This is a genomic window from Pantoea sp. WEP (assembly GCF_041678305.1).
Classification (GTDB): Bacteria; Pseudomonadota; Gammaproteobacteria; order Enterobacterales; family Enterobacteriaceae; genus Pantoea; species Pantoea dispersa.
In genome coordinates, this window is sequence record NZ_JBGNXB010000001.1 from 2,123,804 (window position 1) to 2,146,655 (window position 22,852).

A 22,852-nucleotide genomic window follows, 5' to 3' on the forward strand; every position below is an offset into this window, starting at 1 on the left:
CCCTGCCAGGCTTCCCGACAATTCTCATTGGTAGTGAACAAAATCACATCCTGTATGACCTGATTTGCCGTTTGCTGCGCCCGCTCCTATACCTTTGACAAGTAAGCGTTCATCGCAAGGAGCTGACAATGGAACAGGTTTTGACCCGCGAACAACGGCTTAGCCGCCTGCGCGCGCGCAGTTCGCTGCCGGTGCTGATCGTCGGCGGCGGCATCAACGGCATCAGTACTTTTCGTGAGCTGGCATTACAGGGCATTCCTGCGGTGCTGGTGGAGAAAGGTGACTGGTGCCAGGCGGCCAGCGGCGCGCTGTCGCGCATGATTCACGGCGGCCTGCGCTATCTGGAGACCGGCGAGTTTGGCCTGGTGAAGGAGTCGGTGATGGAGCGCGATCGCCTGCTGAAAAACGCCGCGCACTATGTGTTTCCGCTGCGTACCACCGTACCGATCGATAATCTCGGCGGTGGACTGGTTAACGCCACGCGACGTTTCCTGCGCCTGAGCGATAAGCCCACCCGGCGCGGCGCGCTGCTGATCAAAACCGGCCTGAGCCTGTACGACCTCTACACGCGACAGTATGGCGCTATGCCGCGCCACCAGCTGCGTAACGAAGCCGCCACGCGCGATCGCTGGCCTGGCTTCGCGCCTTGGGTGAAATACAGCGCCAGCTACTACGATGCGTGGATCAGCGCGCCGGAGCGACTCGGGTTTGAGTTGATTGAAGATGCGGAACGCGCCTGCCCGGAGGCGCTGGCGCTCAATTATCTGCGGGTGGTCAGCGCCAGCGACGAGACGGTGCTGCTGGAAGATACGCTGAGCGGTGAGCGCTTTAGCCTGCAGCCGCACGTGCTGGTGAATGCCGGCGGCGCGTGGATCGACCAGCTGAATCAGCAGCTGGCCGTGCATTCACCACCCACCAGACTGATAGGCGGCACCAAAGGATCGCATCTGATCCTCGATCACCCACAGCTGTTACAGATGCTGGACGGTGAAATGGTCTATTTCGAAAACCAGGAAGGCCGGGTGTGCATCATGTTTCCCTGGTTCAGCAAAGTGCTGGTGGGCTCAACCGATATCCGCGTTGATGACCCCGATAGCGTGGTGTGCGAAGCCGAAGAGCAGGCTTACATTCTTGAGTCGCTGCGCTTTGTGTTTCCTGACATCGTGGTGCCAGCGTCTGCGGTGGTGTACACCTTCTGCGGCGTGCGCCCGCTGCCGGCCAGCGAGGCCAAAGTGAATGGCCAGATTTCGCGTAACCATTCGCTGGTGCTGCTGCCGCCTGACCACGCGCGTGCCTGGAGCACGCTATGTCTGGTCGGCGGTAAATGGACTACCTTCCGCCGCTTCGGGGAAGAGGCCGCCGACCGCGTGTTGCGCCTGCTGGGAGAAAAGCGTCGCGTCTCCAGCAGCGACCTGCCGATTGGCGGCGGCCGGGATTTTCCGGCGCCGTCCGCCCAGCCCGCCTGGCTCAGTGCGCTGGCGCAGCACTATGACCTTCCGCTGGCACGCGTGACGCAACTGGCGAAACGCTACGGCAGCCGGGCCCTGCCGCTGCTGCAGCAGATTCAGCAGCACGGCGAACAGCCGCTGCAGCATCATGCCGGTTACAGCGCCACCGAACTGCGCTATCTGATCGAGCATGAACAGGTGTGCCAGCTGGAAGATGTGCTGGTGCGCCGCACGTCGCTGGCTATCTGCGGTGAATTAACGCCGCCGCTCATGCAGGAAATTTCGCAGCTGCTGGCCGACTCGCTCGGCTGGCAGGACAGTCAGCGCGCTGAACATTTGCAGCACACCGCAATCAGCCTGGCGCAGCGCCATGGGCTGCACGCGCTCGCATCCGCGTTTTCACAGGAGGAAGTTCAGGATGTCACTCACCCCTAAAGTTCGCCTCAACCGGTTATTTCACCACGGCAAGTGCCTGGATGTGGCGATCGATCACGGCATCGCCAACGAGCCCGATTTTCTGCTGGGGCTGGAAGATATTGAAAGCGTGATGCGCAACCTGATTGCCGCACAGCCGGATGCGATCCAGGTCAATTATGGTCAGGCCGATCTGCTGCAGTGCGTTGCCGGGCGCAAACCGGCGCTGGTGATGCGCACCGACGTCGGCAATGCCTATAACGCAGCACGCCATCGCGAGATGTGGGCGGTGCTGCACAATCCGGAGGCACCGATTCTTGCCGCGCTGCAGATGGATGCCGCCGCGGTGGTGGTCAATCTTTATCAAATTCCGGATGAACCGGGCATTTTTCGCATGTGCGTGGAGAACATTGGCCGCCTGCGCCAGGCCTGCGATCGCTATGCCATGCCGCTGATGGTGGAGCCGCTGGTGATGGCCCCCGCCGGCCAGGGCGCGGCGTACGGCTCGCTCGGTGACGTCAGACAAATCGTGCCGCTGGTGCGGCTGGCGCGGGAGCTGGGCGCCGACATCATTAAAGCCGACCCCACGGATAACGTAGAGGATTTCCATCGTGTGGTGGAGGCGGCGCGCTGTCCGACGCTGGTGCGCGGCGGCGGCAAAGGGGAACTGGGCGCGGTGCTGGCGAAAAGCGCCGCGCTGATGGCGCAGGGTGCCAGCGGCATGGTGTATGGCCGCAACGTTTATCAACATGATAATCCGTCACGCGTGGTCAGCGCGCTGATGGCGATTATTCATCAGGGTGTCAGCGGCGCGGATGCGCTGGACATCTACCAGCAGGGTTAAGCGTGACCTGCACCGGCGCTTAAGCGGTGCGCCGTCTTCGCCTGAAACGGAGTCGGATATGAGCCAGATTCTCGGCATCGATGCCGGAAATACCATGATCAAAGCGGTACTGTTTGACCTGAGCGGCCGCGTGCTGTCGGTAGCGGAGTGCGCCGGCGAAACGCATCAGCCGCAGGAAGGCTATGCTGAACGGCCAGTTGAAGATATCTGGCGCGGCGTCAGCAATGCGGTGAGTCGCTGCCTGCAGCAAGCCGGCACGCGTGGCAGCGAAGTGATTGCCGTCGGGGCCGCCGGACACGGCAACGGGTTGTATGCGCTGGATCGTCAGCAGCGCCCGCTGTTTGGCATCCAGTCGATTGATCATCGCGCCAGCGCCACGGTACAGGCGCTGGAATCCAGCGGTGCGGCGCAGCAGATTTACGCGCTGTCGTTGCAAAAACCGTGGCCCGCCGCAACACCGGTGCTGATCAGCTGGATACGTCAGCATCAGCCGGAACGCTGGGCGCAGATCGGCCATCTGCTGTGTGCCAAAGATGTCATCGCCCACTTTCTGTGCGGCAACGTCAGCGCGGACTATTCGGATGCCGCCGGTGCCGGGCTGATTGATTATCGCCAGCGCAGCTACAGTCGTGAATTGCTGGCGTTATATGGCATTGAAGAGGCGCTCGCCCTGCTACCACCGCTGCGTGAATCCTGCGAGGTTACCGGCGTGGTCTCGGCCCACGCAGCGCAGCTCACCGGTTTACCCGCTGGCATCCCGGTGGTGGCCGGCATGTTTGACGTGGTTGCCAGCGCGGTCGGCTCGGGCGTAGTGAACTGCGGTGAGGCCTCCATTGTCGCCGGTACCTGGAGCATCAATCAGGTGGTGGTCGACAAACCTGATTATCTGCGCCCGGTGTTTATGAATTCGATCATCGAACGCGATCGCTACATGGCGATCGAGGCCAGCGCCACTTCTGCCGCCAATCTTGACTGGTTCCTGCGTGAATTTGATGATGGCCGCGCTGGCCAGGGCGCGGCGCGCAGCAGCGACAGCGTGGCACAGGTCAGGCCTGACGCGCAGTTGCCGCTGTATCACCCTTACCTCTATTCAGGGCGGAAAGCCGAACCCGCCAAAGCCGGCTTTTACGGCCTCGGCGGCTGGCATACGCGCGCTGACATGCTGTTTGCCCTGTTTGAAGGCGTGACCTTTGCCCACCGGGCGCACATTGACCGGCTGCGCGCGGCCGGCATTACGGTCAACCAGGCCACGCTCTCCGGCGGCGCGACACGCAGCAGTGTCTGGCCGCAAATGTTTGCGGATGTGCTGGGGATGCCGATTCGCGTCGCAACCTGCCACGAAACCGGGGCGCTGGGTGCGGCCCTGTGTGCGGGCGTGGGCGTGGGTCAGTGGCCGAATCTGGCTGCCGCCGTGCAGCAGGCGGTTACCCTTGCGCCGGAGGCGCTGCAGCCCCGCGCGGCGCGCTTCGCGTTCCATGACACCCGCTACCGGCTGTTTAAAAAACTTGAGCTGGCGATGAGCGACATCTGGCGCACCGCCAGTTAATGGCGGTGCGGCGTGAACAAACCATGACACCGGCGGGCAAATGCTGTACACTTGATGCATAAAAATGTTCACATGAACATTATCAGGAGGTTGTGATGTCCACCGCATCGGCTTTTAATCCCACCAGCGGATCGCGCATCTTTGATCCGTCGCTGATTCAGCACGCCCGCCCCTCTTTTATGGATCAGATGGGGCTGCCGCGTAACCGGCTTAAGGCGCATAAGTTGATCACCGACGGCATGGATGTCGGCATTGTCGAACGCGCCGCCACGATTCTGAAAGCGACGCCGATCGACATCGCGCAAATGGTCTCGATTGACCGTAACACCTACCGGCGCCGCGAGAAGTCCGGATCGCAGCTCTCGGTCGAACAGGGTGCACGCATCTATCAGGTGTTTGAAGTGCTGGATGCGGTGATCCAACTGTTCGCTGGCGATCCGGAAGTGGCGATGCACTGGATGTATCAGCCTGCACTGGCGCTCGACAACGCGCAGCCGATTAACATGCTCAGTACGCCCGCCGGCTGCGATGCGGTGCTGACGCTGATTGGTCGCCTGGAGCACGGAGTGATTGTCTGATGACACGACGGAAGGATCCGGTCGCACCCGTCAGGGTGTTCTATCGGATTGTCAAAGCGGAGTACGCCAGCCAGGCGTTTAACGGTGCTGGCGCAGAAAAATGGGGTGGCCGCTGGAATCCGCCCGGGATGAAAGCGGTTTACCTCAGCAGCTCAAAAGCGCTGGCGACGCTGGAACTGGTGGTGCACGCCGGGAAAACGCTGCTGGAGCAAAGCCGCTTTGTGGTGTTTACCGTGGCGGTACCCGAGTCCGACATCATCGCCCTCGACAGCAGTAAACTGCCGGCCGGCTGGGAAAAATATCAGCAGCAGGAGGAGACGCAGGCCATCGGCGCGGCGTTTCTCGATCCGCACAACGGCTTTCCCCTGCTGATGACGGTACCCAGCATCCTCACCGGCGAAGATAATGCGCTGTTTAACCCCGATCATCCGGGCGCGGCCGCGCTGATTGCCACAGCGACCTCCGCACCCTTCGCCATCGATCGCCGTATCAAAGACGATCCGTAAACGCTCTAGCGGCACTGGCTGGCACAGTTTTGTACGCAAATCTGCGCCAGCGAGCCACAGCCGCCGCCGTTGTCATTCTTGCACTGCGATTGCTGCACGTAACAGTTCTGCTGACAGGAAGAGACATCACACTTCGCTGCTACCGGCGTGAGCTGCGGCACATCCCCTTTTCTCTCCGGCTGCCACGGTGTTTGCGCCGCTGCGCTCAGGCTGCCCAGCAGAAATAACATCGTTATCCACTTCATCATTCAGTCCTCGCAGGATGGATGTAGAGAGTATGAACGCTGGCCGGATGATTGCCAGCGTGAAACCTTTGGTTCACCTTCCCCCGGATGACGCCCTGTTAAGGTGCAGCATCTGTGCCCATTGCCGAAGCAGCGTCTGACCCAACCAGAATAGAAATCATTATTTTCAATACTTTAACTCACCATCACCCTAGCCCTGCAAGATGGTACAAAAGTTGCAGGGCTTAGGGTGCACAGTAAAGGAGACGGTAATGAAAGCGATTGTGATTGGAGCGGGTATCGGCGGCATGAGCGCGGCGCTGGCGCTGGAAAAAGCGGGTTTCAGTACCGCAGTGTATGAAGCGGTGAAAGAGATGAAACCGGTCGGCGCGGCCATCTCTATCTGGCCTAACGGCGTGAAGTGCCTCAATGCGCTGGGTCTCAAGGCACAGCTGCGTGCGCTCGGCGGCAATATGGCGTTTATGGCTTACAACGATGGCCACAGCGGCAGCACCCTGACCCGCTTCAGTTTGTCACCGCTGGTGCAGCAGGTCGGCGAGTATCCTTATCCGGTCGCACGCGCAGAGTTACAGGCGCTGCTGATCGACAGCTACGGCCGCGAACGCATCCGCTTTGGCAAACGCGTTGTGCGGGTGGAGCAGCATGCCAGCGGCGTGACCGCCTGGTTTGATGACGGCAGCCAGGCTGAAGGGGATTTTATGGTGGCCGCCGACGGCACCCACTCGGTGATTCGCCATCACGTGCTGGGCGAACACGTCGAGCGCCGCTACGCAGGCTACGTTAACTGGAATGGCCTGGTCACCATCGATGAAAGCATCGCGCCCGCCGATCAGTGGACCACCTTTGTCGGCGAGGGCAAGCGCGTCTCGCTGATGCCGGTGAGCGGTAACCGCTTCTACTTTTTCTTTGATGTCCCGCTGCCGAAAGGGCTGGCGCAGGATCGCGCAACGGTGAAAGACGATCTGCGCGGCTATTTTGCCGGCTGGGCCGAACCGGTCCAGCGGCTGATCGCCAGCATTGACGCACAAACCACCAATCGCGTGGAGATTCATGATATCGAACCCTTCAGCCGCTTTGTCAGAGGACGTGTGGCGCTGCTGGGGGATGCGGCACACAGCACCACGCCGGATATCGGTCAGGGCGGCTGTGCGGCAATGGAAGATGCGGTGGTACTGGCGCAAACCCTGACTGCCCACTCGCTGGGCATTGAGGACGGCCTGCTGCGCTATGAGGCGCGGCGCGTCGAGCGCACCCGTGATTTGGTGCTGAAAGCGCGCAAGCGTTGTGATGTCACCCACGCCAAAGATGCGGCGGTCACCGCGGAATGGTATGCCGGACTGAAAGAGGAAACCGGCGAGCGCGTGCTGGCCGGCATGTGTGACACCATTGAAGGCGGTCCGCTGGGATAAGCGTGCAGGCCAGCCAGCTGCACCGCTGGCTGGCCCTTCGGTTACGGCGCGTTACGCCTCGTCGAGGCCGCGGTGTTTCAGCATCGGCCCGATGTCCGGCGCTTTACCGCGCCAGGCCAGCCACAGATGCTGCAGATCGCTGCTGTTACCGCGCGACAGAATCTGCTCACGGAAGCGCTGACCATTTTCCCGCGTCAGACCACCCCGCTCGACAAACGCCTGATAACCATCGTCGGCCAGCATCTGCGTCCAGATATAGGCGTAATACCCGGCCGCATAGCCGCCACCCCAGATATGACGGAAGTAGCTGGAGCGATAGCGCGGCGGCACGGCACTCAGGGCGATATTCTCCGCCGCCAGCGCCTGCTGCTCAAAATGGCTGACATCCTGCGGTTTATCGTGCGGCGACAGCGAGTGCCACTGCAAATCAAGCAGCGCCGCCGCCAGCAGTTCGGTCATGTCATAGCCTTTGTTGAATTTCGCGGCGCGCACCATTTTGTCGCGCAGCGCGGCGGGCATCGCTTCACCGGTCTGATAATGGCGCGCATAGTGGGCAAACACCTGATCCTGACTGGCCCAGTGTTCGTTGATTTGCGACGGAAACTCGACAAAATCACGCGGTGTGGCGGTGCCGGACAGGCTGGCATAGCGCTGGGTGGCGAACAGGCCGTGCAGCGTGTGGCCAAACTCATGGAACAGCGTGATCACCTCATCCCAGCTGAGCAGTGCCGGCTGTCCGGGCTGCGGCTTGCTGTAATTGCAGACGTTGTAAATCACCGGCCGGCTTTCCAGCAGCGTCGACTGGTCGACGAAATTGCCCATCCATGCGCCACCGCTCTTGTTATCCCGCGTGAAGAAATCGGTGTAGAACAGCGCTAACGGTGCACCGTCGGCATCGAAAATCTCATAAACGTTGACGTCCGGATGGTAGACCGGCAGATCGTGGCGCTGTTCAAAACGGATGCCATACAGCTGGCTGGCACACCAGAACACGCCCCTTTCCAGTACAGTGTTGAGCTCAAAATAGGGGCGGATTTGCCCTTCATCCAGCGCGTATTGCGCGGCGCGTACCTGCTCCGCGTAGTAATTCCAGTCCCAGGCGCGCAGCGGGAAGCTGTGGTTTTGATCGGCGATCAGCTGCTGAATATCCGCCGCTTCACGCCCGGCGCGCGCCGTCGCGGCAGGCACGATGTTGCGCATAAAGGACTGGGCGGCTTCCGGCGTTTTCGCCATCTGATCCTGCAGGCTCCATGCTGCAAAGCTGTCGAAGCCCAGCAGACTGGCCTGCTGCGCACGCAGTTGCGCCATGCGCGACACGATGGCGCGCGTGTCGTTGTCGTCACCCTGCTCGCTGCGCGTCAGCGCCTGCTGAAACAGCGCTTCGCGCGTGGCGCGCACCGTCAGCGACTGCAGCACCGGCTGCTGGGTGGTATTTTGCAGAGGGATTAGCCATGCGTCGTGCAGCCCGCGCGCCCCGGCGGCGTCCTTCGCCTGTGCCAGCGCCGCCGGCGACAGGCCGTCCAGCGCCGCCGCGCTGCTGACGGTATAAGCGGCGGCGTTAGTTGCCGCCAGCAGCCGGTTACCGAAACGCGTGCCCAGACTGGCCAGCTCCTGATTGCAGGCGCGCAGTTGCGCTTTATCGCGCTCACTCAGGCTGGCGCCGGCCAGCTGAAAGCGCTGCCAGGTGACTTCCACCAGACGCATCGCTTCGGCATCCGGGCACTGCGAACCGCGCTGCTGATACACGCTGTCGAGCCGCGCAAACAGCGCCGGGTTAAGGTAGATTTCGTCATTGAGCGCCGTCAGCTGCGGGGTGATCAGCTCGTCAACCTGCTGGAGCCGCTCGCTGGTATTGGCTGAGGTCATCGCGGCAAAAACGGGGTACACGCGATTTAGCAGGCTACCGCTGCGCTCCAGCGCTTCATAGGTATTAGCAAAGGTTGCCGGCTCGGGGTTGCTGGCAATGGCCGCCACTTCCTGGCGCTTTTCGGCGATTCCGGCTTCCAGCGCCGGCAGGAAATGCGCTTCGTCGATCAGATCAAACGGCGGTGTCTGGTACGGCAAGGGGCTGACGTTAAAAAACGGATTGGCACGTGAAGTCATTATCGCTCCTGATAATCAGCAACGCCGCAGCCACCTGCGGCGGGATGCTTTTATCCTGGCAGTTTCGTCGCCTGGCAACAACCTTGCGCGTGCGCATGGCTTTCCCGCTGCCACACGCACTTACCGTTGATCCAGGTTTGCGCGATGTTACGGTCATCACCCAGCGTCATCAGGACAAACAAACGCTGATGGATATCGTCGCTGTTGGCCATGCGCAGCTGCTGCAGCGGTGATACGGCAGGATCGATCACCACAAAATCCGCCTCTTTACCGGGGTTGAAGTTGCCGATTTTGTCATCAAGATCCAGCGCATGGGCGCCGCCCAGCGTGGCGTGGTAAATCGCTTCTGCGGCGCTGAGTTTGTACTGCTGCAGCTGCCCCACCTTATAGGCTTCACCCAGCGTCTGCAGCATATTGAAGGTAGTGCCGGCGCCGACATCGGTGCCCATGCCCATGCGCACGCGCTGCTGCCAGCGGCGTTTTAGATTGAACAGCCCGCTGCCGAGGAACAGGTTGGAGGTCGGACAGAAGGCCATCGCCGAGTCGGTGTCGTGCAGGCACTGCCATTCGCGATCCTCAAGATGCAGGCAGTGGGCAAATACGCTGCGTTTGCCGGTGAGCTGATGCTGGTGATACACATCAAGATAGCCATCATGGGCGGGAAACAGCGTTTTTACCCAGGCGATCTCCTGCTGATTTTCGCTGAGATGGGTATGCAGCCAGGTGTCGGGAAACTCGTTTTTCAGCTGCTGCACTTTTTCCAGCAGCTGCGGCGATGAGGTCGGCGCAAAGCGCGGCGTCAGCGCATAACCGAGACGCCCGCGCTGGTGCCAGCGCTGAATCAGCTCACGCGTCTGCTGATAACTTTGCGCCGGCGTTTCGGTCAGTTCCGGCGGTGCGTGGCGGTCCATCATTACCTTGCCGGCAATCAGCCGCATCTCCAGCTGTTCGGCGGCGCTGAACAGCGCATCTACCGATTGCGGATGCACCGTACCAAACACCAGCGCAGTCGTGGTGCCATTGGCCAGCAGCTGTTGCAGGAAAAACGCTGACATGCGCGCCGCGTGCGCCGCACAGTGGTACTGGCTCTCGACCGGAAAAGTGTACTGATTGAGCCACTCCAGCAGCTGTTCACCGAACGCGCCGATCATTTCGGTCTGCGGATAGTGAATATGGGTATCCACAAACCCCGGCAGGATCAGCTTGCCGCGCAGATCGATCACCTGCGTTGATTCCAGGTGTTGATGTGCCGGCTGCCAGCGCTCCAGGCTCACCACTTTGCCGTCGCGCAGCGTCAGCAGACCGTCTTCGAGGTAGCGTGCCTGGTCGGCGAGGCCATCGGGCTGGTCGGCCAGCGCGGGAAAATCAAAAAAACTGGCGCGCAGACGAGTTACAACGGAGTCAGACATGACGCTTCCTTCAGAGTGTAATGGCAAGTTTCAGAGAGATATAGCAAAGATATTGCAAACTGCATGCCAGGCAAGTTCACCCAACAATCACTTTAAATTCAGATAAATACCCAATTTCAGCGCGATTATCGTCGCAAAAATTGCAGGCAATCGTATGCGTAACCGATTGCCTGTTCGTGGTATTCCGCTTGCGCATTGCGCTGGCGTTATACGCCGGGAAAATGTGCCTGATCGGGCACGCTCATGGTGCATGGCCGCACCGAAAACGTGCAGGAAAGATTCTGCAACACGCCGCTCACGCTTTTCATGAGCGGCGCTGCGGGGTTAATGCTAAGGTGTGGCAGAGAACCTGAAATCGTATAAGGAACAGTGAGATGATTATTTTTGTTACCGGTGCGACCGCCGGTTTTGGTCAAAGTATCACCCGCCGCTTCATTGCTACAGGTCACAAAGTGATCGCCAGCGGACGCCGTGCTGAGCGTTTGCAGGAATTAAAACAGGAACTGGGCGACAACCTGTATACCGTGCAGCTGGATGTGCGTAACCGCGCGGCTATCGAAGAAGCCATCGCTGCCCTGCCCGCCGAATGGCGTGATATCGATGTGCTGGTGAACAATGCCGGGCTGGCGCTGGGCGTCGAACCGGCGCATAAAGCCAGCGTTGAAGACTGGGAAGATATGATCGACACCAACAACAAAGGGCTGGTGTATATGACGCGCGCCGTGCTGCCTGCCATGGTAGAGCGCAACGTCGGTCACATCGTCAACATTGGCTCGATTGCCGGCAGCTGGCCGTACGCCGGCGGCAACGTGTACGGGGCAACCAAGGCGTTTGTGCGCCAGTTCAGCCTCAACCTGCGCACCGACCTGCACGGCACCGCGCTGCGCGTCACCGATATCGAGCCTGGCCTGGTGGGCGGCACCGAGTTTTCGAACGTGCGCTTCAAAGGTGACGATGGCCGCGCGGATGCGGTGTATGAAGGCACCACCGCGCTGACGGCGGAAGACGTGACGGAAGCGGTCTATTGGGTGACCACGCTGCCGAAGCACGTCAACATCAACACGCTGGAAATCATGCCGGTGACGCAAACCACCGCCGGACTGAAAGTGTTTAAAGGATAAGCAAGCTGCGCGTGGCGGCCCGTCGGGTCGCCCTGCGCGCCCGGTTCAGGCCTTGCCCCAGCCGATAACGATAATCAGCATGCCGCTGAACGCCACCAGCGCACCGACCCAATCCCACGCACTCAGTTTGACGCCATCGACCAGCCGCAGCCAGATCAGCGCCGTTAACACATACACGCCGCCATAAGCCGCATACACCCGGCCGCTGGCTGCCGGATGCAGGGTCAGCAGCCAGACAAACAGCGCCAGACTGGCTGCGGCCGGTAACAATAGCCAGGCGCTCATACCACGCTTCAGCCACAGCCACGGCAGAAAACAGCCGGTGATCTCGGCAATCGCAGTGATAAAAAACAGCAGCGCGGTTTTCAGCAGCATACAAAGTCTCTCTGATCGTTAAACAAACCGCTCACCGCTGGTGAGCAAAGAAGCAGCGATGATATACTGGCAGACAGTGTTGTGACAGCCGCCCTGCGCGCTGTGCTGGAGTTAACGAAAGGAAATGACGATGAAAAAACTGTTTTCCGCCCTGCTGGCTACCACGCTGACCGCCAGCGTATTGCTGACTGCGCCGCTGGCTGTCGCTAAGACGGATCGCCTGATTATTGAAGATGGCAACAACGCGGCCAGCAACGAGGCGGCGCGTCAGAGCAATGAGCAGTGGAACGATACGCGCAACCTGCGTAACAAGGTAAATACCCGCGTGGAGAAAGAGTTCGACAAGGCAGACCGGGCCTTTGATACCCGCGACGCCTGTGAAAAAAGCTACAACGTTAATGCGTACTGGGAACCGAACACCCTGCGCTGCCTCGATCGCCGCACCGGCCGTCCGCTGGCGCCGTAACGCGCGCCAGCTGCTATAGTTTTCACGGGAATGACGCAACAAGGAGTGAGTGATGAAAAAACGTAATGCAGTTGTGTTGCTAATGGCGCTGGCGTTACCGCTGGCGGTGCAGGCGTCCTGCGAAAGCGTGCGCGCCGACATCAGCAAAAAGATCATCAACAATGGCGTGGCGGAATCGGATTTTACGCTGGATATCGTGCCGAACGATCAGGTTGATCAGGCAGGCGGTCAGGTCGTTGGCCACTGTGAAAACGACACGCAGAAAATCGTTTACAAGAAAAACGGTCGCGATGCGGACAGCAGCGTGCCGGACAGCGCGGGCAGCTCGCAGGATGCTCCCGCACAGTAATCTCTTCGGGCGGCTGGTCGGCCGCCCTGCTTTATTCCGCCTCCGGCCGCTGACGCGGCATCAGCCACGCAATCCACAACGTCAGCAGCGCAATCAGCAATGCCACCACAAATACCCAGTGCAGCGAACTGGCAATCTGCCCGGTCCAGAAGTGTAACTGTTCCTGCGGCAGCGCCTGACGGCTCTCCGGTGCCATAATTTTCTGCATCGGATCGCTGGCCTGCGGCAGCCGCAGCGACAGGTTGAGATTGAGCACCGCGCCCATTATCGCCGTGCCGATGGCCGATCCCAGCATGCGGCTGAACATGATCGAGGCGGTGCAGATGCCGCGAATCTCATAGTGCGCATGATTTTGTACCGAAACCAGAAAGGTGGTGCTGGTCATGCCCATCCCGGTGCCAATAACAAACGCCGTCAGCCCGGCCTGCATGATGCTGCTGTCGGCGCGCAGCAGCAGTAACAGCGCGCTGCCGGCAATCAGTAAAAACGCGCCGAGCTGCGCGGTAAAACGATACGAGGTGATCAGCATCAGGCGCCCGCTGAGCGTACTGGCCAGCGGCCAGCCAATTGACATCATCGCCAGCGCGCTGCCCGCCTGCAGCGGCGTGCCGCCAGTAATGCCCTGAATCCACGTCGGCAGAAACGCGCTGATGCCCATCATGGTGGCCCCGATAATCAGGTTCCCGGCATTACCGGCCACAATCAGGCGGCTGCGCCACAGCGCCAGCGGAAACAGCGGCGCATCGGCCCGCTGCTCGTGATGTTTCAGCCGCCAGCCGGCCAGCAGCGCCAGCGCCAGGAACGGCACCAGCCAGAAACCCAGCGCTTCCGCCTGTAACAGCGCCACCAGCAGTGCGGTGACGCTGATCATCAACCAGCAGCTGCCGGTCAGATTCAGCGTTGCGCCCTGATGCTGTTCGCGCGCCGGCAGAAAACGCGCCAGCAGCAGCATGGAGAGCAGACCAATCGGCACGTTTACCCAGAAAATCACCGACCAGTTAAAGTGCTGAACCAGCCAGGCGCCGCTGAGCGGACCGATGACGGCCGCGACGCCCCAGACGCTGGAGAGCCAGCCCTGCACGCTGGCGCGCTCGCGCGGCGAATAGATGTCCGCCACGATGGTGGTGGTCAGCGGCATAATCGCCCCGGCCCCCAGGCCCTGAAAGGCACGAAACACAATTAGCCACATCATACTATGGGCAAAACCGCACAGCACCGAGCCCAGCAAAAACAGCGTTACGCCGATGAAAAATAATCGTTTGCGACCCCAGATATCCGCCAGTCTGCCATACAACGGGACGCTTACCGCCTGCGTTAACAGATAAATAGAAAATACCCAGCCAAACTGCGCGAAACCGCCAAGATCGGCAATGATGGTTGGCATGGCCGTGGCCACAATGGTGACCTCAATGGCAGCCATGAACATCGCCAGCATGCAGGCAATCAGAATCCAGTGGCGATGTTCCGTTTGTAATTGTGCGCTTTCAGTCATACGTCTCCCTTTTTCTTACAAGGCTAGTCGAAATTTCGCCGACTCAGTTTCCTCTGCGTGCGCCTGCTTGTGACAACGTCACCTATCTTGATGAAAATTTTTTATTGTCGAGCGACACCTTATTTCATGCGGGTTTCGCTTAGTTTTACCACTTTTGTATCTACCTGATTTTGCCGTGAAAACTGGCAATGATCATCAAGCGTTGCTATAGCTCTAAAGGCAGTTTCTGGTTTTTCACTGTGAAAAAGCCGGGAAACAGTCATTTTAACTGCAATTTGACAGCGTGCTGGATTTTCGTCTGTGTATTGCACCGCATAACGCCGGTACGCTGAAAATAACGTCATAAAATCAATCGATTTTTTCAATCAGGGAGACGCACGCTATGCACAATGCATCGCTCGCCCGACGTGCCGGGCTGGCACTGCTCGCCATCGTGGTGGTGATAGCCCTGCTGGTGTGGGGATTAGGGCTGGATACGCTGCGCGACCGCAAGGTGGATTTACTTTACCTTGGGCAGCAACACCTGTACTTAGTGTTCTGGTCGATGTTATGCGCTTTACTGGTTGGCATCCCGAGCGGGATTTTGCTCAGCCGTCCCTTCGCCCGTCGCTGGGCTGAATATGTGATGCAAATCTTCAATGTCGGTAACACGCTGCCACCGCTGGCTGTGCTGGCGCTGGCGATGGTGATTGTCGGCATTGGCGATCGCCCGGCGCTGATAGCCTTGTTCCTCGCCTCGCTGCTGCCAATTGTGCGCAACACCTATGCCGGTCTGAGCGCGGTGCCCCCGTCGCTGATTGAAGCCGCCAACGGTATTGGCATGACCAAACTGCAGCGGCTGCGCCGGGTTGAACTGCCGAATGCGCTGCCGGTGATCCTCGCCGGGGTACGCATCGCGACCGCGATTAACGTCGGCACCGCGCCGCTGGCCTTCCTAATTGGTGCCAGCAGCTACGGCGAGCTGATTTTCCCCGGTATTTATCTCAACGACTTCCCGACGCTGATCCTCGGCGCAGTGGCCACCGCCCTGTTTGCCCTGATCCTCGACATGCTGCTGGCAGCATTGGGACGCGTCCTCAGCCCGCACTCTGCGGCTTAACCCGGAGCATGTAATCATGGCCACTGCTAATCTGCTGGCGCGCTGGGTCAAACGCACCGCGCTGGCCCTGACCGCCACCTTAACCCTTAGTCACGGCGCGCTCGCCGCCACGCCCATCGTAATGGCGACCAAAAGCTTTACCGAGCAACATATCCTGTCTGCGATGACGGTGATGTGGCTGCAAAAGAAAGGTTTTCAGGTCATCCCGAAAACCAACATCGCCACCACCATCGGGCGCAACGCGATGATCAACAAGCAGATTGATATGACGTGGGAATATACCGGCACCTCGCTGATTATTTTTAACCATATCAACAAGCCGATGTCGTCTGAAGAGGCGTACAAAACCGTTAAACAGCTGGACGCGAAGCTGGGACTGGTGTGGCTCAATCCCGCACCGATGAACAACACCTACGCGTTTGCCATGCAGCGCCAGCGCGCTGAGGCGGAAGGCATCAGCACCATGTCGCAGCTGGTGGCGAAGCTGGAACAGGTGCGCAACACCGATCCGGATCATAACTGGAAACTCGGTCTCGATCTGGAATTTGCCGGCCGCTCGGATGGTCTGAAACCGCTGCAGAAAGCCTACAACATGCCGCTGGATCGCCCGCAGATTCGTCAGATGGACCCCGGCCTGGTGTATAACGCGGTGCGCGACGGCTTTGTCGACGCCGGACTAATTTACACCACCGATGGCCGGGTTAAAGGCTTTGATTTGAAAGTACTGGAGGATGATAAGCACTTCTTCCCAAGTTACAACGTCACGCCGGTAGTGCGTCAGGATGTGCTGGAAAGCCATCCCGGCCTTGAGGCCGCGCTGAATGCGCTGTCGCCGCTAATCACCGATGAAGCCATCACCGAGATGAACAAGCGCGTCGATATCGATCACCAGTCGCCGCAGCAGGTGGCGCGTGATTTCCTCAAATCCAAAAACATGCTGTAAGGAGGCGCAATGGATACCCTGCATTACATCATGGATAACTGGAACACGCTGCTGGCGCTCACCTGGCAGCACACCTGGCTGGTGCTGGTGGCGGTAGGTTTTGCCATCCTCGTCGGCGTGCCGCTGGGCATTCTGATTGTCCGCTTCAAATGGCTGGCAACACCGGTGCTGGGCATCGCCACCATCGTGCTGACCATCCCGACCATTGCGCTGTTTGGTCTGATGATTCCGCTGTTTTCACTGATCGGTCAGGGGATTGGCGCCCTGCCGGCGATTACCGCGGTGTTCCTCTATTCACTGCTGCCGATTGTGCGTAATACCCATACCGCGCTGGAAAACCTGCCGCCCGGGCTGCGCGAAGCCGGTCGCGGTATCGGCATGACCTTCTGGCAGCGCCTGCGCTGGGTGGAAATTCCGATGGCGCTGCCGGTGATTTTTGGCGGTATCCGTACCGCCGTGGTGATGAACGTCGGCGTGATGGCGATTGCGGCGGTGATCGGTGCCGGCGGCCTGGGCCTGCAACTGCTGGACGGCATCAGCGGCAGCGATGTGCGTATGCTGATAGCCGGCGCACTGATGATCTGTTTACTGGCGATTATTCTTGACTGGCTGCTGCACCGTCTGCAGTCAGCGCTGACTCCTAAGGGGATTCGATAATGATAAAACTGGAAAACCTGACGAAAACCTTTACGCAAAAAAACGGCACCACGTTCAATGCCGTCGATAACGTCAGCCTGGAAGTGCCTGCCGGGGAGATGTGTGTGCTGCTTGGCCCGTCCGGCTGCGGCAAAACCACCACGCTGAAGATGATTAACCGTCTGATCCCCGCCAGCAGCGGGCGGATTTTAATTAATGGCGAAGACACCAGCGGCCAGGATACCGTCACGCTGCGCCGCAATATCGGCTATGTGATTCAGCAGATTGGTCTGTTCCCGAACATGACCATTGAAGAGAACATTACCGTGGTGCCGCGCATGCTGGGCTGGGACAAAAAACGCTGCCGGGAACGGGCGACGGAGCTGATGAGCATGGTGGCGCTTGACCCGACGAAGTTTCTGCATCGCTACCCGCGTGAGATGTCGGGCGGCCAGCAGCAGCGCATCGGCGTGATCCGCGCGCTGGCGGCGGATCCACCGGTACTGCTGATGGATGAACCGTTCGGTGCCGTCGACCCGATCAACCGCGAGGTGATTCAGAACGAGTTCCTCGATATGCAGCGCCAGCTGAAGAAAACTGTGATGCTGGTGAGCCACGATATTGATGAGGCGCTCAAGCTCGGTGACCGCATCGCGGTGTTTGGCCAGGGCAAAATCGTGCAGTGTGCCAGCCCGGACGAACTGCTGGCGCAGCCGGCCAACGAATTTGTCGGCTCGTTCGTCGGTCAGGACCGTACGCTGAAACGTCTGCTGCTGGTGCAGGCGGGCGACGTCACCGATCAGCAGCCGACCATCACCGTGCAGCGCAGTACCCCGCTGCAGGAGGCGTTCGCGACCATGGACGACAATGACATGCGTTCGGTCACGGTGGTCGACGAAGATGGCAAACCGCTGGGCTTTGTCAAACGTCGTGAAGCGCGCGGCGCCACCGGCCGCTGCGAGGAGATGCTGCACACCTTTAAGGTCACCGGCAAAGCGGAGGAGAACCTGCGCGTGGTGCTGTCGAAGTTGTATGAACACAACACGGTATGGATGCCGATTGTCGATGAGGAAGGTCGCTACAGCGGCGAAATTTCGCAGGATTACATCGCGGATTACCTCAGCTCCGGCCGCACGCGCCGTCGTCTCAACCCGTAACCCCGACCGAACCGCGCCACGGAGGGCGCGATTCTCCAGGTAAATTGTGCGTCAGTTGCTCTCTTCAACCGCGCCGACCGCCGCAACCGTTTTAGCTTCATTCGGTAGCACCACGTTCAGCAGCATGGCGAGAATCCCGCCGGTGGTGACCGCATGACCAAACAGGTTGCTGACCAGCGGCGGAAACTGTTTCAGCACGTCCGGAACCGCTTCCACCCCGAGGCCAATGCCAAACGACACCGCCACAATCAGCATCTCACGCCGCCCCAGTGGGGCCTGCGTCATCACGCGAATACCGGCGGCGACCACACTGCCAAACATCACCAGCGTTGCCCCGCCCAGCACCGGCGGCGGAATCTGCTGTAGCAGGTTGCCGACCAGCGGGAAGATGCCCAGCAGCACCAGCATCAGGCCAATCACCATCCCCACGTAGCGACTGGCGACGCCGGTCATCTGAATCACCCCGTTGTTCTGCGCAAAGGTGGTATTGGGAAATGCCGAGAACAGCGCCGCCAGCAGGCAGCTGAGACCATCGGCCAGAATTCCGCCCTGCAGCCGGCGCTGAAACCCGTCGCCTTCCAGCGGCTGGCGTGAAATCAGACAGTTGGCGGTCAGATCGCCCACCGCCTCAATCACGCAGATCACCGAGACCAGCGCGATCGGCACAAACAGCGTCCAGCTAAAATCAAAGCCAAAATGCAGCAGCGAAGGCAGCACCAGCCAGTGCGTCTCCGCCATCGGCTTCAGCGGCAGATGACCGCTCAGCGCCGCCGCGATGCAGCCCGCACCAATGCCGGCGACCACCGCCACCAGCCGCGCCCAGCGCGAGTGGGAACGGTTAAGCACGATAATCACCAGCAGGGTCAGCGCCCCGAGCGCCAGATTACCCGGCGCACCAAAATCGCGGGCGTTATGCCCGCCCGCCCAGTCGGTAATACTGACTTTTATCAGGCTGATACCAATCAGGGTGATCACCGTACCGGTCACCACCGGGGTCAGTACTTTACGCAGTGGTGTGATGCAGCGGCTAATCAGCATCGGGATCAGCGCCGCCACCAGGTTGCAGCCAAAAATCATGGCGAGGATCGCCTGCGGTGAACCGCCCTGCGCTTTCACCGTCATCCCCGCCGAGAGAATGACGCCGAGAAAGGCGAAGCTGGTGCCCTGCAGACAGATCATGCCTGCGCCAATGCCGCAGAAACGGCGCGCCTGCAGAAAGGTGCCGAGTCCGGAAACCAGCAGCGACATGCTGATGAGATACGGGATCCAGGCCTGTAACCCCAGCACGGAACCGATAATCAGCGGCGGCGTGATGATACCGACCACGCTGGCCAGCACGTGCTGCAGGGCGGCAAAGAACGCCGGTGCAGGACCGATGCGGGCATCCAGCCCGTACAACAAACCTTTCTCTTCTTCTGGGTGCGACATAGCAGGGCTCCGGCAAACGATTTATCAGTTTGCCTGATGCATGAAACGCGCCAGGGCGACAGCGGACAGGGAAAATTCAGGACAGATGATTGAATATAAAAAGGTTTACGGCACAAAAAAAAGCAGCCGCTCCTGAAACTCCGGATTCAGCTGCGTGCGATATGCCGCATTTTGTTTCATCAGGCGGCGGGCTTTGCACTCTCGCTGTGCAGTGCATCACCCCCGAGTAACGAAATATCCAGATAACCACTCAAATCACGCTGTTCGGCGCGCGGCAGATAAGGCAATTCACCCAACAGCGGCGCGTTCAGCTTATCGCGCAGAACATCAATGATTTCAGCATAGTGCGCCAGTCCGGGATTGATGCGATTGGCGACCCAGCCCGCCAGCGTCAGGCCATCGGCGGCAATCGCTTCGGCGGTCAGTAAAGCGTGGCTAATGCAACCCTCTTTAATGCCCACCACCAGCACCACCGGCAGTTGCGCCTGCTGCACCCACTGCGACAGCGGCCGTAAGTCGTTCATCAGGCTGCGCCAGCCGCCCGTGCCTTCCACTACCACGCGTGCAGCGCGATCCTGTAAGCCAGCCAGTCCGCGATTGAGTAACGGATAATCGATGCGCTGCGCCGGGCTGGTGCTGATTTCATCCTCTTCCAGCGTCACGGGATTGACGTCGCTGTAGTTCAGCGTGAGGCCGGATGCCTGCTGCAGCAGTACGGCATCTTTATTACGGAGCCCTTCCGGCGTGTGCTGCGCGCTTTTGGCAACCGGCTTGTAGCCAGCGGCACACAGATTCGCTTTGGCAAAGCACTGTAACAGTGCGCGGGAAACCACGGTCTTACCCACCGCGGTGTCGGTACCGGTGACAAAAATCGTTTTCACCTTTCTCCTCCTTCATTAAAGCGATGTGTAACCTGCAAAGGAGGCAGTTTAAGGATTTGTCCCAGGCGAGAGCTTGCGTTAGCGCAAACTTAAGGCGGGCTGGCGTTAGCCCTGCAACAGTTTTATCAGTAAATGGCCGCTATAGAGCGCGTCTTTGATCAGCGCCGCGCCGCCCAGCGTGCCGGGATCGTTAAAAGCCGCGGGCGTGAGCTGAATAGCGTGACTGTACGCCGGCAGGGCCTGCTGGCGAATGGTGCTGCTGACTGCCGGGAACAGCACGTCCGCCGCCTGGTTAAGCGGTGAACCGATAAGAATTTGTTGAGGATTAAAGATGTTGACCATCATCGCCAGCATGCGCCCGATATGATGACCGACGCCGGCAATGACGTCCCGTGCCAATCGGTCGCCCTGCTGCGCAGCAGCACACAACGAGGCCAGCGTCAGCGGCTGCTGGTGCAGCTGGCTGTCCGGCTGCGACGATAAGCGCTGTGCCGCCAGCTGCAGCAGGCTGCCGGTGCTGGCCACCGTTTCCAGGCAGCCATGATTGCCGCAGTAACACTGCTGGCCGTAAGGATCGATCTGCGTATGACCGATCTCCACCAGCGCGCGTCCGCTTTTGTGCAGCAGCTGGCCACCGCTGATCACCCCGGCGCCCACCGTTTCGTCAATAACAATCTGAATCACGTCCTGCGCACCCCGTGAGGCACCAAACAGCGCCTCTGCCAGCGTCCATGCGGAGATATCGTGCTGGACGAATACCGGCAGCCCGGTGCGCTGCGCCAGGGTTTCGCCCAGCGGCATATTCTGTACGTCATAGCCCGGCATACGGTGCACCACGCCGGAGGCGGCGTTGATCAGTCCCGGCAGGGTAATGGCGATAGCGGTCAGACGCTCAAGTTTTTGCTGATGGCGAATAAAAAAGGCGTTGACCAGCTCCTGCAGCGTCTGCAGTAGCGGCGTGTCGGCGCTGGCGGGCAGCGGCAGGCGATCTTCCTGTAGCGCGCGGCTGCTGAGATCGCGCAGCGTCAGGGTGATGAACCCCGGCTGAAGGCGAACAGCCAGATAGTGCCAGGCAAGGGTATCGAGGATCAGCCCTATCGCCGGCCGTCCGCGACTGCCTGGCTCCTGAAACTCGGTCTCCTGCACCAGATGCGCATCCAGCATTTCGCGCACAATTTTGGTGATGCTGGCCGGGGCCAGCTGGGCACGTTTCGACAGCTCAATCCGCGAAATCGGACCGTAATGGTCAATCAGACGATACACTGCACCGGCATTGGTCTGTTTTATTTGGTCAATATGGCCAGGCTGACTGTCCAGATTCACGCCCTGCTCCCGGATATTTTCGCGCTTCTAAATAAACAGCAGCTATGGTGATGCAGATTGGCGCGCAGCGTCAAATATTTGATTAGAAATGTGATTTATCGCACACAAAGAACGCGGTTTTCTGTACCCGCGGGTTCATTCCTCGGCATTGTGCAGCAGCAGCGCCATCATATTGCTCATCTGCGCACTCGGCTGGCGCAATGCTGACCACACCAGCCACACCTCAGAAATGGCATCGCTTTCCTGTAGCGGAATCCAGGCGACTTCCGCCAGTCGCGCGCGGGCAAACGAGGCGGGTAAAATCGACACGCCAAGGCCGGTTGCCACCAGGCCGAGTATCGTCATGGCTTCACCCACTTCCTGGGTAATGTAAGGTTTGATTTGGTAGCGATGCAGCAGCGCCAGAATTTCACCGTACAGGGCCGTGCCGCCCTGCGCATCAAAGAAAACAAAAGGTTCGCTGGCTAACGCCCGGATGCTAATTGACGTGGCCTGTGCCAGCGGATGCGCGTGGTGCACCACCGCGCACAGCGGTTCACGCAGCAACAGGCGGTGCTGAAGATCCTCCGGCAGCGGCGTATTGCGCATGACGCCCAGATCGAGTCGTCCCTCGTGCAGCGGCGCCAGCTGCTGCCGCGTGTTGTACTCCTGCATCTGAATATGCACCTCCGGCCAGCGCTGCCGATAGTGATACAGCGCATCCGACACCAGTCCGGTAAACGGCGCCGAGGAGGTAAAGCCGATGCGCAGCTCTCCCTGCTGACCGTGATGAATGCGCGCCGCGCGCCCGGTCGCCTGTTCCACCTGCAATAAAACCGCGCGCGCATCCTGTAAAAACGACTGGCCGGCCGGCGTGAGCTGTACGCTGCGATTAGTGCGGGTCAGCAGCTGCGCGTCCAGTGCCTGTTCCAGTTGCAAAATCTGCTGACTGAGCGGCGGCTGAGAAATGTGCAGCCGCTGCGCGGCGCGGCCAAAGTGCAGCTCTTCCGCAACGGCAATAAAGTAGCGCAGATGGCGCAGCTCAATCATCATATCTTAAACGTCTCATTTGAGATTATTAATATATTGTACAACCTATTT

Annotated in this window: 23 protein-coding genes; 13 read left to right on the top strand and 10 right to left on the bottom strand. The window is 59.8% G+C overall.

Annotation, left to right across the window (positions count from 1 at the left end; all coding sequences use genetic code 11):
- Positions 1-128: 128 nt before the first annotated feature.
- The 5 genes from ABVR31_RS09740 (at position 129) to ABVR31_RS09760 (ending at position 5,336) form a co-directional block, all read left to right on the top strand.
- Positions 129-1,883, top strand: coding sequence for an FAD-dependent oxidoreductase (locus ABVR31_RS09740; protein WP_372772579.1), 1,755 nt, complete (start codon positions 129-131; stop codon positions 1,881-1,883).
- The gene (locus tag ABVR31_RS09745; RefSeq protein ID WP_058758540.1) at positions 1,867-2,706 is read left to right on the top strand and encodes a class I fructose-bisphosphate aldolase; all 840 of its coding nucleotides are present in this window, start codon (positions 1,867-1,869) and stop codon (positions 2,704-2,706) included. Before ABVR31_RS09740 ends, ABVR31_RS09745 begins: the two co-directional genes overlap by 17 nt.
- Before the next feature lie 58 nt (positions 2,707-2,764).
- On the top strand, positions 2,765-4,252 hold the full coding sequence (locus ABVR31_RS09750; protein WP_372772581.1) for an FGGY-family carbohydrate kinase: 1,488 nt from the start codon (positions 2,765-2,767) through the stop codon (positions 4,250-4,252).
- Between the two features lie 95 nt (positions 4,253-4,347).
- Positions 4,348-4,830: an antitoxin Xre/MbcA/ParS toxin-binding domain-containing protein gene (locus ABVR31_RS09755; protein ID WP_021506062.1), complete on the top strand. Its 483-nt coding sequence runs from the start codon at positions 4,348-4,350 to the stop codon at positions 4,828-4,830.
- A complete protein-coding gene (locus tag ABVR31_RS09760; RefSeq protein WP_372772583.1) occupies positions 4,830-5,336 on the top strand; it encodes an RES family NAD+ phosphorylase in 507 nt (168 codons plus the stop codon). The genes ABVR31_RS09755 and ABVR31_RS09760 overlap by 1 nt, the downstream gene beginning before the upstream one ends.
- 5 nt (positions 5,337-5,341) lie before the next feature.
- On the opposite strand, the gene ABVR31_RS09765 is transcribed toward ABVR31_RS09760, so the two are convergent.
- The gene (locus tag ABVR31_RS09765; RefSeq protein WP_371221050.1) at positions 5,342-5,584 is read right to left on the bottom strand and encodes a hypothetical protein; all 243 of its coding nucleotides are present in this window, start codon (positions 5,582-5,584) and stop codon (positions 5,342-5,344) included.
- A gap of 248 nt (positions 5,585-5,832) precedes the next feature.
- Here ABVR31_RS09765 and hpxO point away from each other — a divergent pair, with 248 nt between their 5' ends.
- Entirely contained in the window at positions 5,833-6,990 is a 1,158-nt protein-coding gene (gene hpxO / locus ABVR31_RS09770) for an FAD-dependent urate hydroxylase HpxO (RefSeq protein ID WP_058780578.1), read from the top strand.
- A 51-nt stretch (positions 6,991-7,041) separates the two neighbouring features.
- Here hpxO and dcp read toward each other — a convergent pair whose 3' ends face one another.
- Complete coding sequence (gene dcp / locus ABVR31_RS09775; RefSeq protein ID WP_325923701.1) at positions 7,042-9,093, bottom strand: peptidyl-dipeptidase Dcp; 2,052 nt, start codon at positions 9,091-9,093, stop codon at positions 7,042-7,044.
- Positions 9,094-9,143: 50 nt separating this feature from the next.
- Positions 9,144-10,502: a guanine deaminase gene (guaD, locus tag ABVR31_RS09780; protein ID WP_372772586.1), complete on the bottom strand. Its 1,359-nt coding sequence runs from the start codon at positions 10,500-10,502 to the stop codon at positions 9,144-9,146.
- Between the two features lie 374 nt (positions 10,503-10,876).
- On the opposite strand from guaD, the gene ydfG reads away from it, so the two are divergent.
- Positions 10,877-11,623, top strand: coding sequence for a bifunctional NADP-dependent 3-hydroxy acid dehydrogenase/3-hydroxypropionate dehydrogenase YdfG (gene ydfG / locus ABVR31_RS09785; protein ID WP_372772588.1), 747 nt, complete (start codon positions 10,877-10,879; stop codon positions 11,621-11,623).
- Between the two features lie 45 nt (positions 11,624-11,668).
- Here ydfG and ABVR31_RS09790 read toward each other — a convergent pair whose 3' ends face one another.
- A complete protein-coding gene (locus ABVR31_RS09790) occupies positions 11,669-11,995 on the bottom strand; it encodes a YnfA family protein (RefSeq protein ID WP_371221206.1) in 327 nt (108 codons plus the stop codon).
- A 133-nt stretch (positions 11,996-12,128) separates the two neighbouring features.
- On the opposite strand from ABVR31_RS09790, the gene ABVR31_RS09795 reads away from it, so the two are divergent.
- The gene (locus ABVR31_RS09795) at positions 12,129-12,464 is read left to right on the top strand and encodes a DUF1283 family protein (RefSeq protein WP_372772590.1); all 336 of its coding nucleotides are present in this window, start codon (positions 12,129-12,131) and stop codon (positions 12,462-12,464) included.
- 52 nt (positions 12,465-12,516) lie between these two features.
- Positions 12,517-12,813, top strand: coding sequence for a DUF1161 domain-containing protein (locus tag ABVR31_RS09800; protein WP_058769782.1), 297 nt, complete (start codon positions 12,517-12,519; stop codon positions 12,811-12,813).
- Positions 12,814-12,844: 31 nt separating this feature from the next.
- Here the strand turns inward: ABVR31_RS09800 and ABVR31_RS09805 are convergent, their stop codons facing one another.
- On the bottom strand, positions 12,845-14,305 hold the full coding sequence (locus ABVR31_RS09805) for an MDR family MFS transporter (RefSeq protein WP_372772592.1): 1,461 nt from the start codon (positions 14,303-14,305) through the stop codon (positions 12,845-12,847).
- 119 nt (positions 14,306-14,424) lie between these two features.
- Entirely contained in the window at positions 14,425-14,670 is a 246-nt protein-coding gene (locus ABVR31_RS09810) for a hypothetical protein (protein WP_141097281.1), read from the bottom strand.
- Between the two features lie 17 nt (positions 14,671-14,687).
- Here ABVR31_RS09810 and ABVR31_RS09815 point away from each other — a divergent pair, with 17 nt between their 5' ends.
- From ABVR31_RS09815 to osmV, 4 genes are read left to right on the top strand one after another with little or no spacing between them, the layout of a single operon-like run.
- Positions 14,688-15,404, top strand: coding sequence for an ABC transporter permease (locus ABVR31_RS09815; RefSeq protein ID WP_021506071.1), 717 nt, complete (start codon positions 14,688-14,690; stop codon positions 15,402-15,404).
- Positions 15,405-15,420: 16 nt separating this feature from the next.
- Positions 15,421-16,347, top strand: a complete 927-nt coding sequence (locus ABVR31_RS09820) for a glycine betaine ABC transporter substrate-binding protein (protein WP_088515792.1) — start codon at positions 15,421-15,423, stop codon at positions 16,345-16,347.
- 9 nt (positions 16,348-16,356) lie between these two features.
- A complete protein-coding gene (gene osmW, locus ABVR31_RS09825; protein WP_021506073.1) occupies positions 16,357-17,004 on the top strand; it encodes an osmoprotectant ABC transporter permease OsmW in 648 nt (215 codons plus the stop codon).
- Complete coding sequence (gene osmV, locus ABVR31_RS09830; protein ID WP_021506074.1) at positions 17,004-18,140, top strand: osmoprotectant ABC transporter ATP-binding protein OsmV; 1,137 nt, start codon at positions 17,004-17,006, stop codon at positions 18,138-18,140. Before osmW ends, osmV begins: the two co-directional genes overlap by 1 nt.
- Before the next feature lie 51 nt (positions 18,141-18,191).
- On the opposite strand, the gene ABVR31_RS09835 is transcribed toward osmV, so the two are convergent.
- The 4 genes from ABVR31_RS09835 to ABVR31_RS09850 all read right to left on the bottom strand — a co-directional run bounded on the left by ABVR31_RS09835 (position 18,192) and on the right by ABVR31_RS09850 (position 22,804).
- The gene (locus ABVR31_RS09835) at positions 18,192-19,568 is read right to left on the bottom strand and encodes a nucleobase:cation symporter-2 family protein (RefSeq protein ID WP_058758529.1); all 1,377 of its coding nucleotides are present in this window, start codon (positions 19,566-19,568) and stop codon (positions 18,192-18,194) included.
- Positions 19,569-19,747: 179 nt separating this feature from the next.
- Positions 19,748-20,449 (bottom strand): dethiobiotin synthase, encoded by a 702-nt coding sequence (bioD, locus tag ABVR31_RS09840; RefSeq protein WP_372772595.1) that lies wholly within the window; start codon positions 20,447-20,449, stop codon positions 19,748-19,750.
- 105 nt (positions 20,450-20,554) lie between these two features.
- The gene (locus ABVR31_RS09845) at positions 20,555-21,772 is read right to left on the bottom strand and encodes an ROK family protein (protein WP_372772597.1); all 1,218 of its coding nucleotides are present in this window, start codon (positions 21,770-21,772) and stop codon (positions 20,555-20,557) included.
- A 135-nt stretch (positions 21,773-21,907) separates the two neighbouring features.
- Positions 21,908-22,804: a LysR family transcriptional regulator gene (locus tag ABVR31_RS09850; RefSeq protein WP_372772599.1), complete on the bottom strand. Its 897-nt coding sequence runs from the start codon at positions 22,802-22,804 to the stop codon at positions 21,908-21,910.
- Positions 22,805-22,852 lie beyond the last annotated feature (48 nt).

Excerpts from the sequence above, each read along its gene's own strand:
- ABVR31_RS09850 (WP_372772599.1), bottom strand. The coding sequence starts at position 22,804 with ATGATGATTGAGCTGCGCCATCTGCGCTACTTTATTGCCGTTGCGGAA.
- hpxO (WP_058780578.1), top strand. The coding sequence starts at position 5,833 with ATGAAAGCGATTGTGATTGGAGCGGGTATCGGCGGCATGAGCGCGGCG.
- ABVR31_RS09800 (WP_058769782.1), top strand. The coding sequence starts at position 12,517 with ATGAAAAAACGTAATGCAGTTGTGTTGCTAATGGCGCTGGCGTTACCG.
- ABVR31_RS09805 (WP_372772592.1), bottom strand. The coding sequence starts at position 14,305 with ATGACTGAAAGCGCACAATTACAAACGGAACATCGCCACTGGATTCTG.
- ABVR31_RS09815 (WP_021506071.1), top strand. The coding sequence starts at position 14,688 with ATGCACAATGCATCGCTCGCCCGACGTGCCGGGCTGGCACTGCTCGCC.
- ABVR31_RS09820 (WP_088515792.1), top strand. The coding sequence starts at position 15,421 with ATGGCCACTGCTAATCTGCTGGCGCGCTGGGTCAAACGCACCGCGCTG.
- ABVR31_RS09760 (WP_372772583.1), top strand. The coding sequence starts at position 4,830 with ATGACACGACGGAAGGATCCGGTCGCACCCGTCAGGGTGTTCTATCGG.
- ABVR31_RS09755 (WP_021506062.1), top strand. The coding sequence starts at position 4,348 with ATGTCCACCGCATCGGCTTTTAATCCCACCAGCGGATCGCGCATCTTT.
- ABVR31_RS09795 (WP_372772590.1), top strand. The coding sequence starts at position 12,129 with ATGAAAAAACTGTTTTCCGCCCTGCTGGCTACCACGCTGACCGCCAGC.
- ABVR31_RS09740 (WP_372772579.1), top strand. The coding sequence starts at position 129 with ATGGAACAGGTTTTGACCCGCGAACAACGGCTTAGCCGCCTGCGCGCG.
- guaD (WP_372772586.1), bottom strand. The coding sequence starts at position 10,502 with ATGTCTGACTCCGTTGTAACTCGTCTGCGCGCCAGTTTTTTTGATTTT.
- ydfG (WP_372772588.1), top strand. The coding sequence starts at position 10,877 with ATGATTATTTTTGTTACCGGTGCGACCGCCGGTTTTGGTCAAAGTATC.
- ABVR31_RS09750 (WP_372772581.1), top strand. The coding sequence starts at position 2,765 with ATGAGCCAGATTCTCGGCATCGATGCCGGAAATACCATGATCAAAGCG.
- osmW (WP_021506073.1), top strand. The coding sequence starts at position 16,357 with ATGGATACCCTGCATTACATCATGGATAACTGGAACACGCTGCTGGCG.
- dcp (WP_325923701.1), bottom strand. The coding sequence starts at position 9,093 with ATGACTTCACGTGCCAATCCGTTTTTTAACGTCAGCCCCTTGCCGTAC.
- ABVR31_RS09745 (WP_058758540.1), top strand. The coding sequence starts at position 1,867 with ATGTCACTCACCCCTAAAGTTCGCCTCAACCGGTTATTTCACCACGGC.
- osmV (WP_021506074.1), top strand. The coding sequence starts at position 17,004 with ATGATAAAACTGGAAAACCTGACGAAAACCTTTACGCAAAAAAACGGC.
- ABVR31_RS09765 (WP_371221050.1), bottom strand. The coding sequence starts at position 5,584 with ATGATGAAGTGGATAACGATGTTATTTCTGCTGGGCAGCCTGAGCGCA.
- ABVR31_RS09835 (WP_058758529.1), bottom strand. The coding sequence starts at position 19,568 with ATGTCGCACCCAGAAGAAGAGAAAGGTTTGTTGTACGGGCTGGATGCC.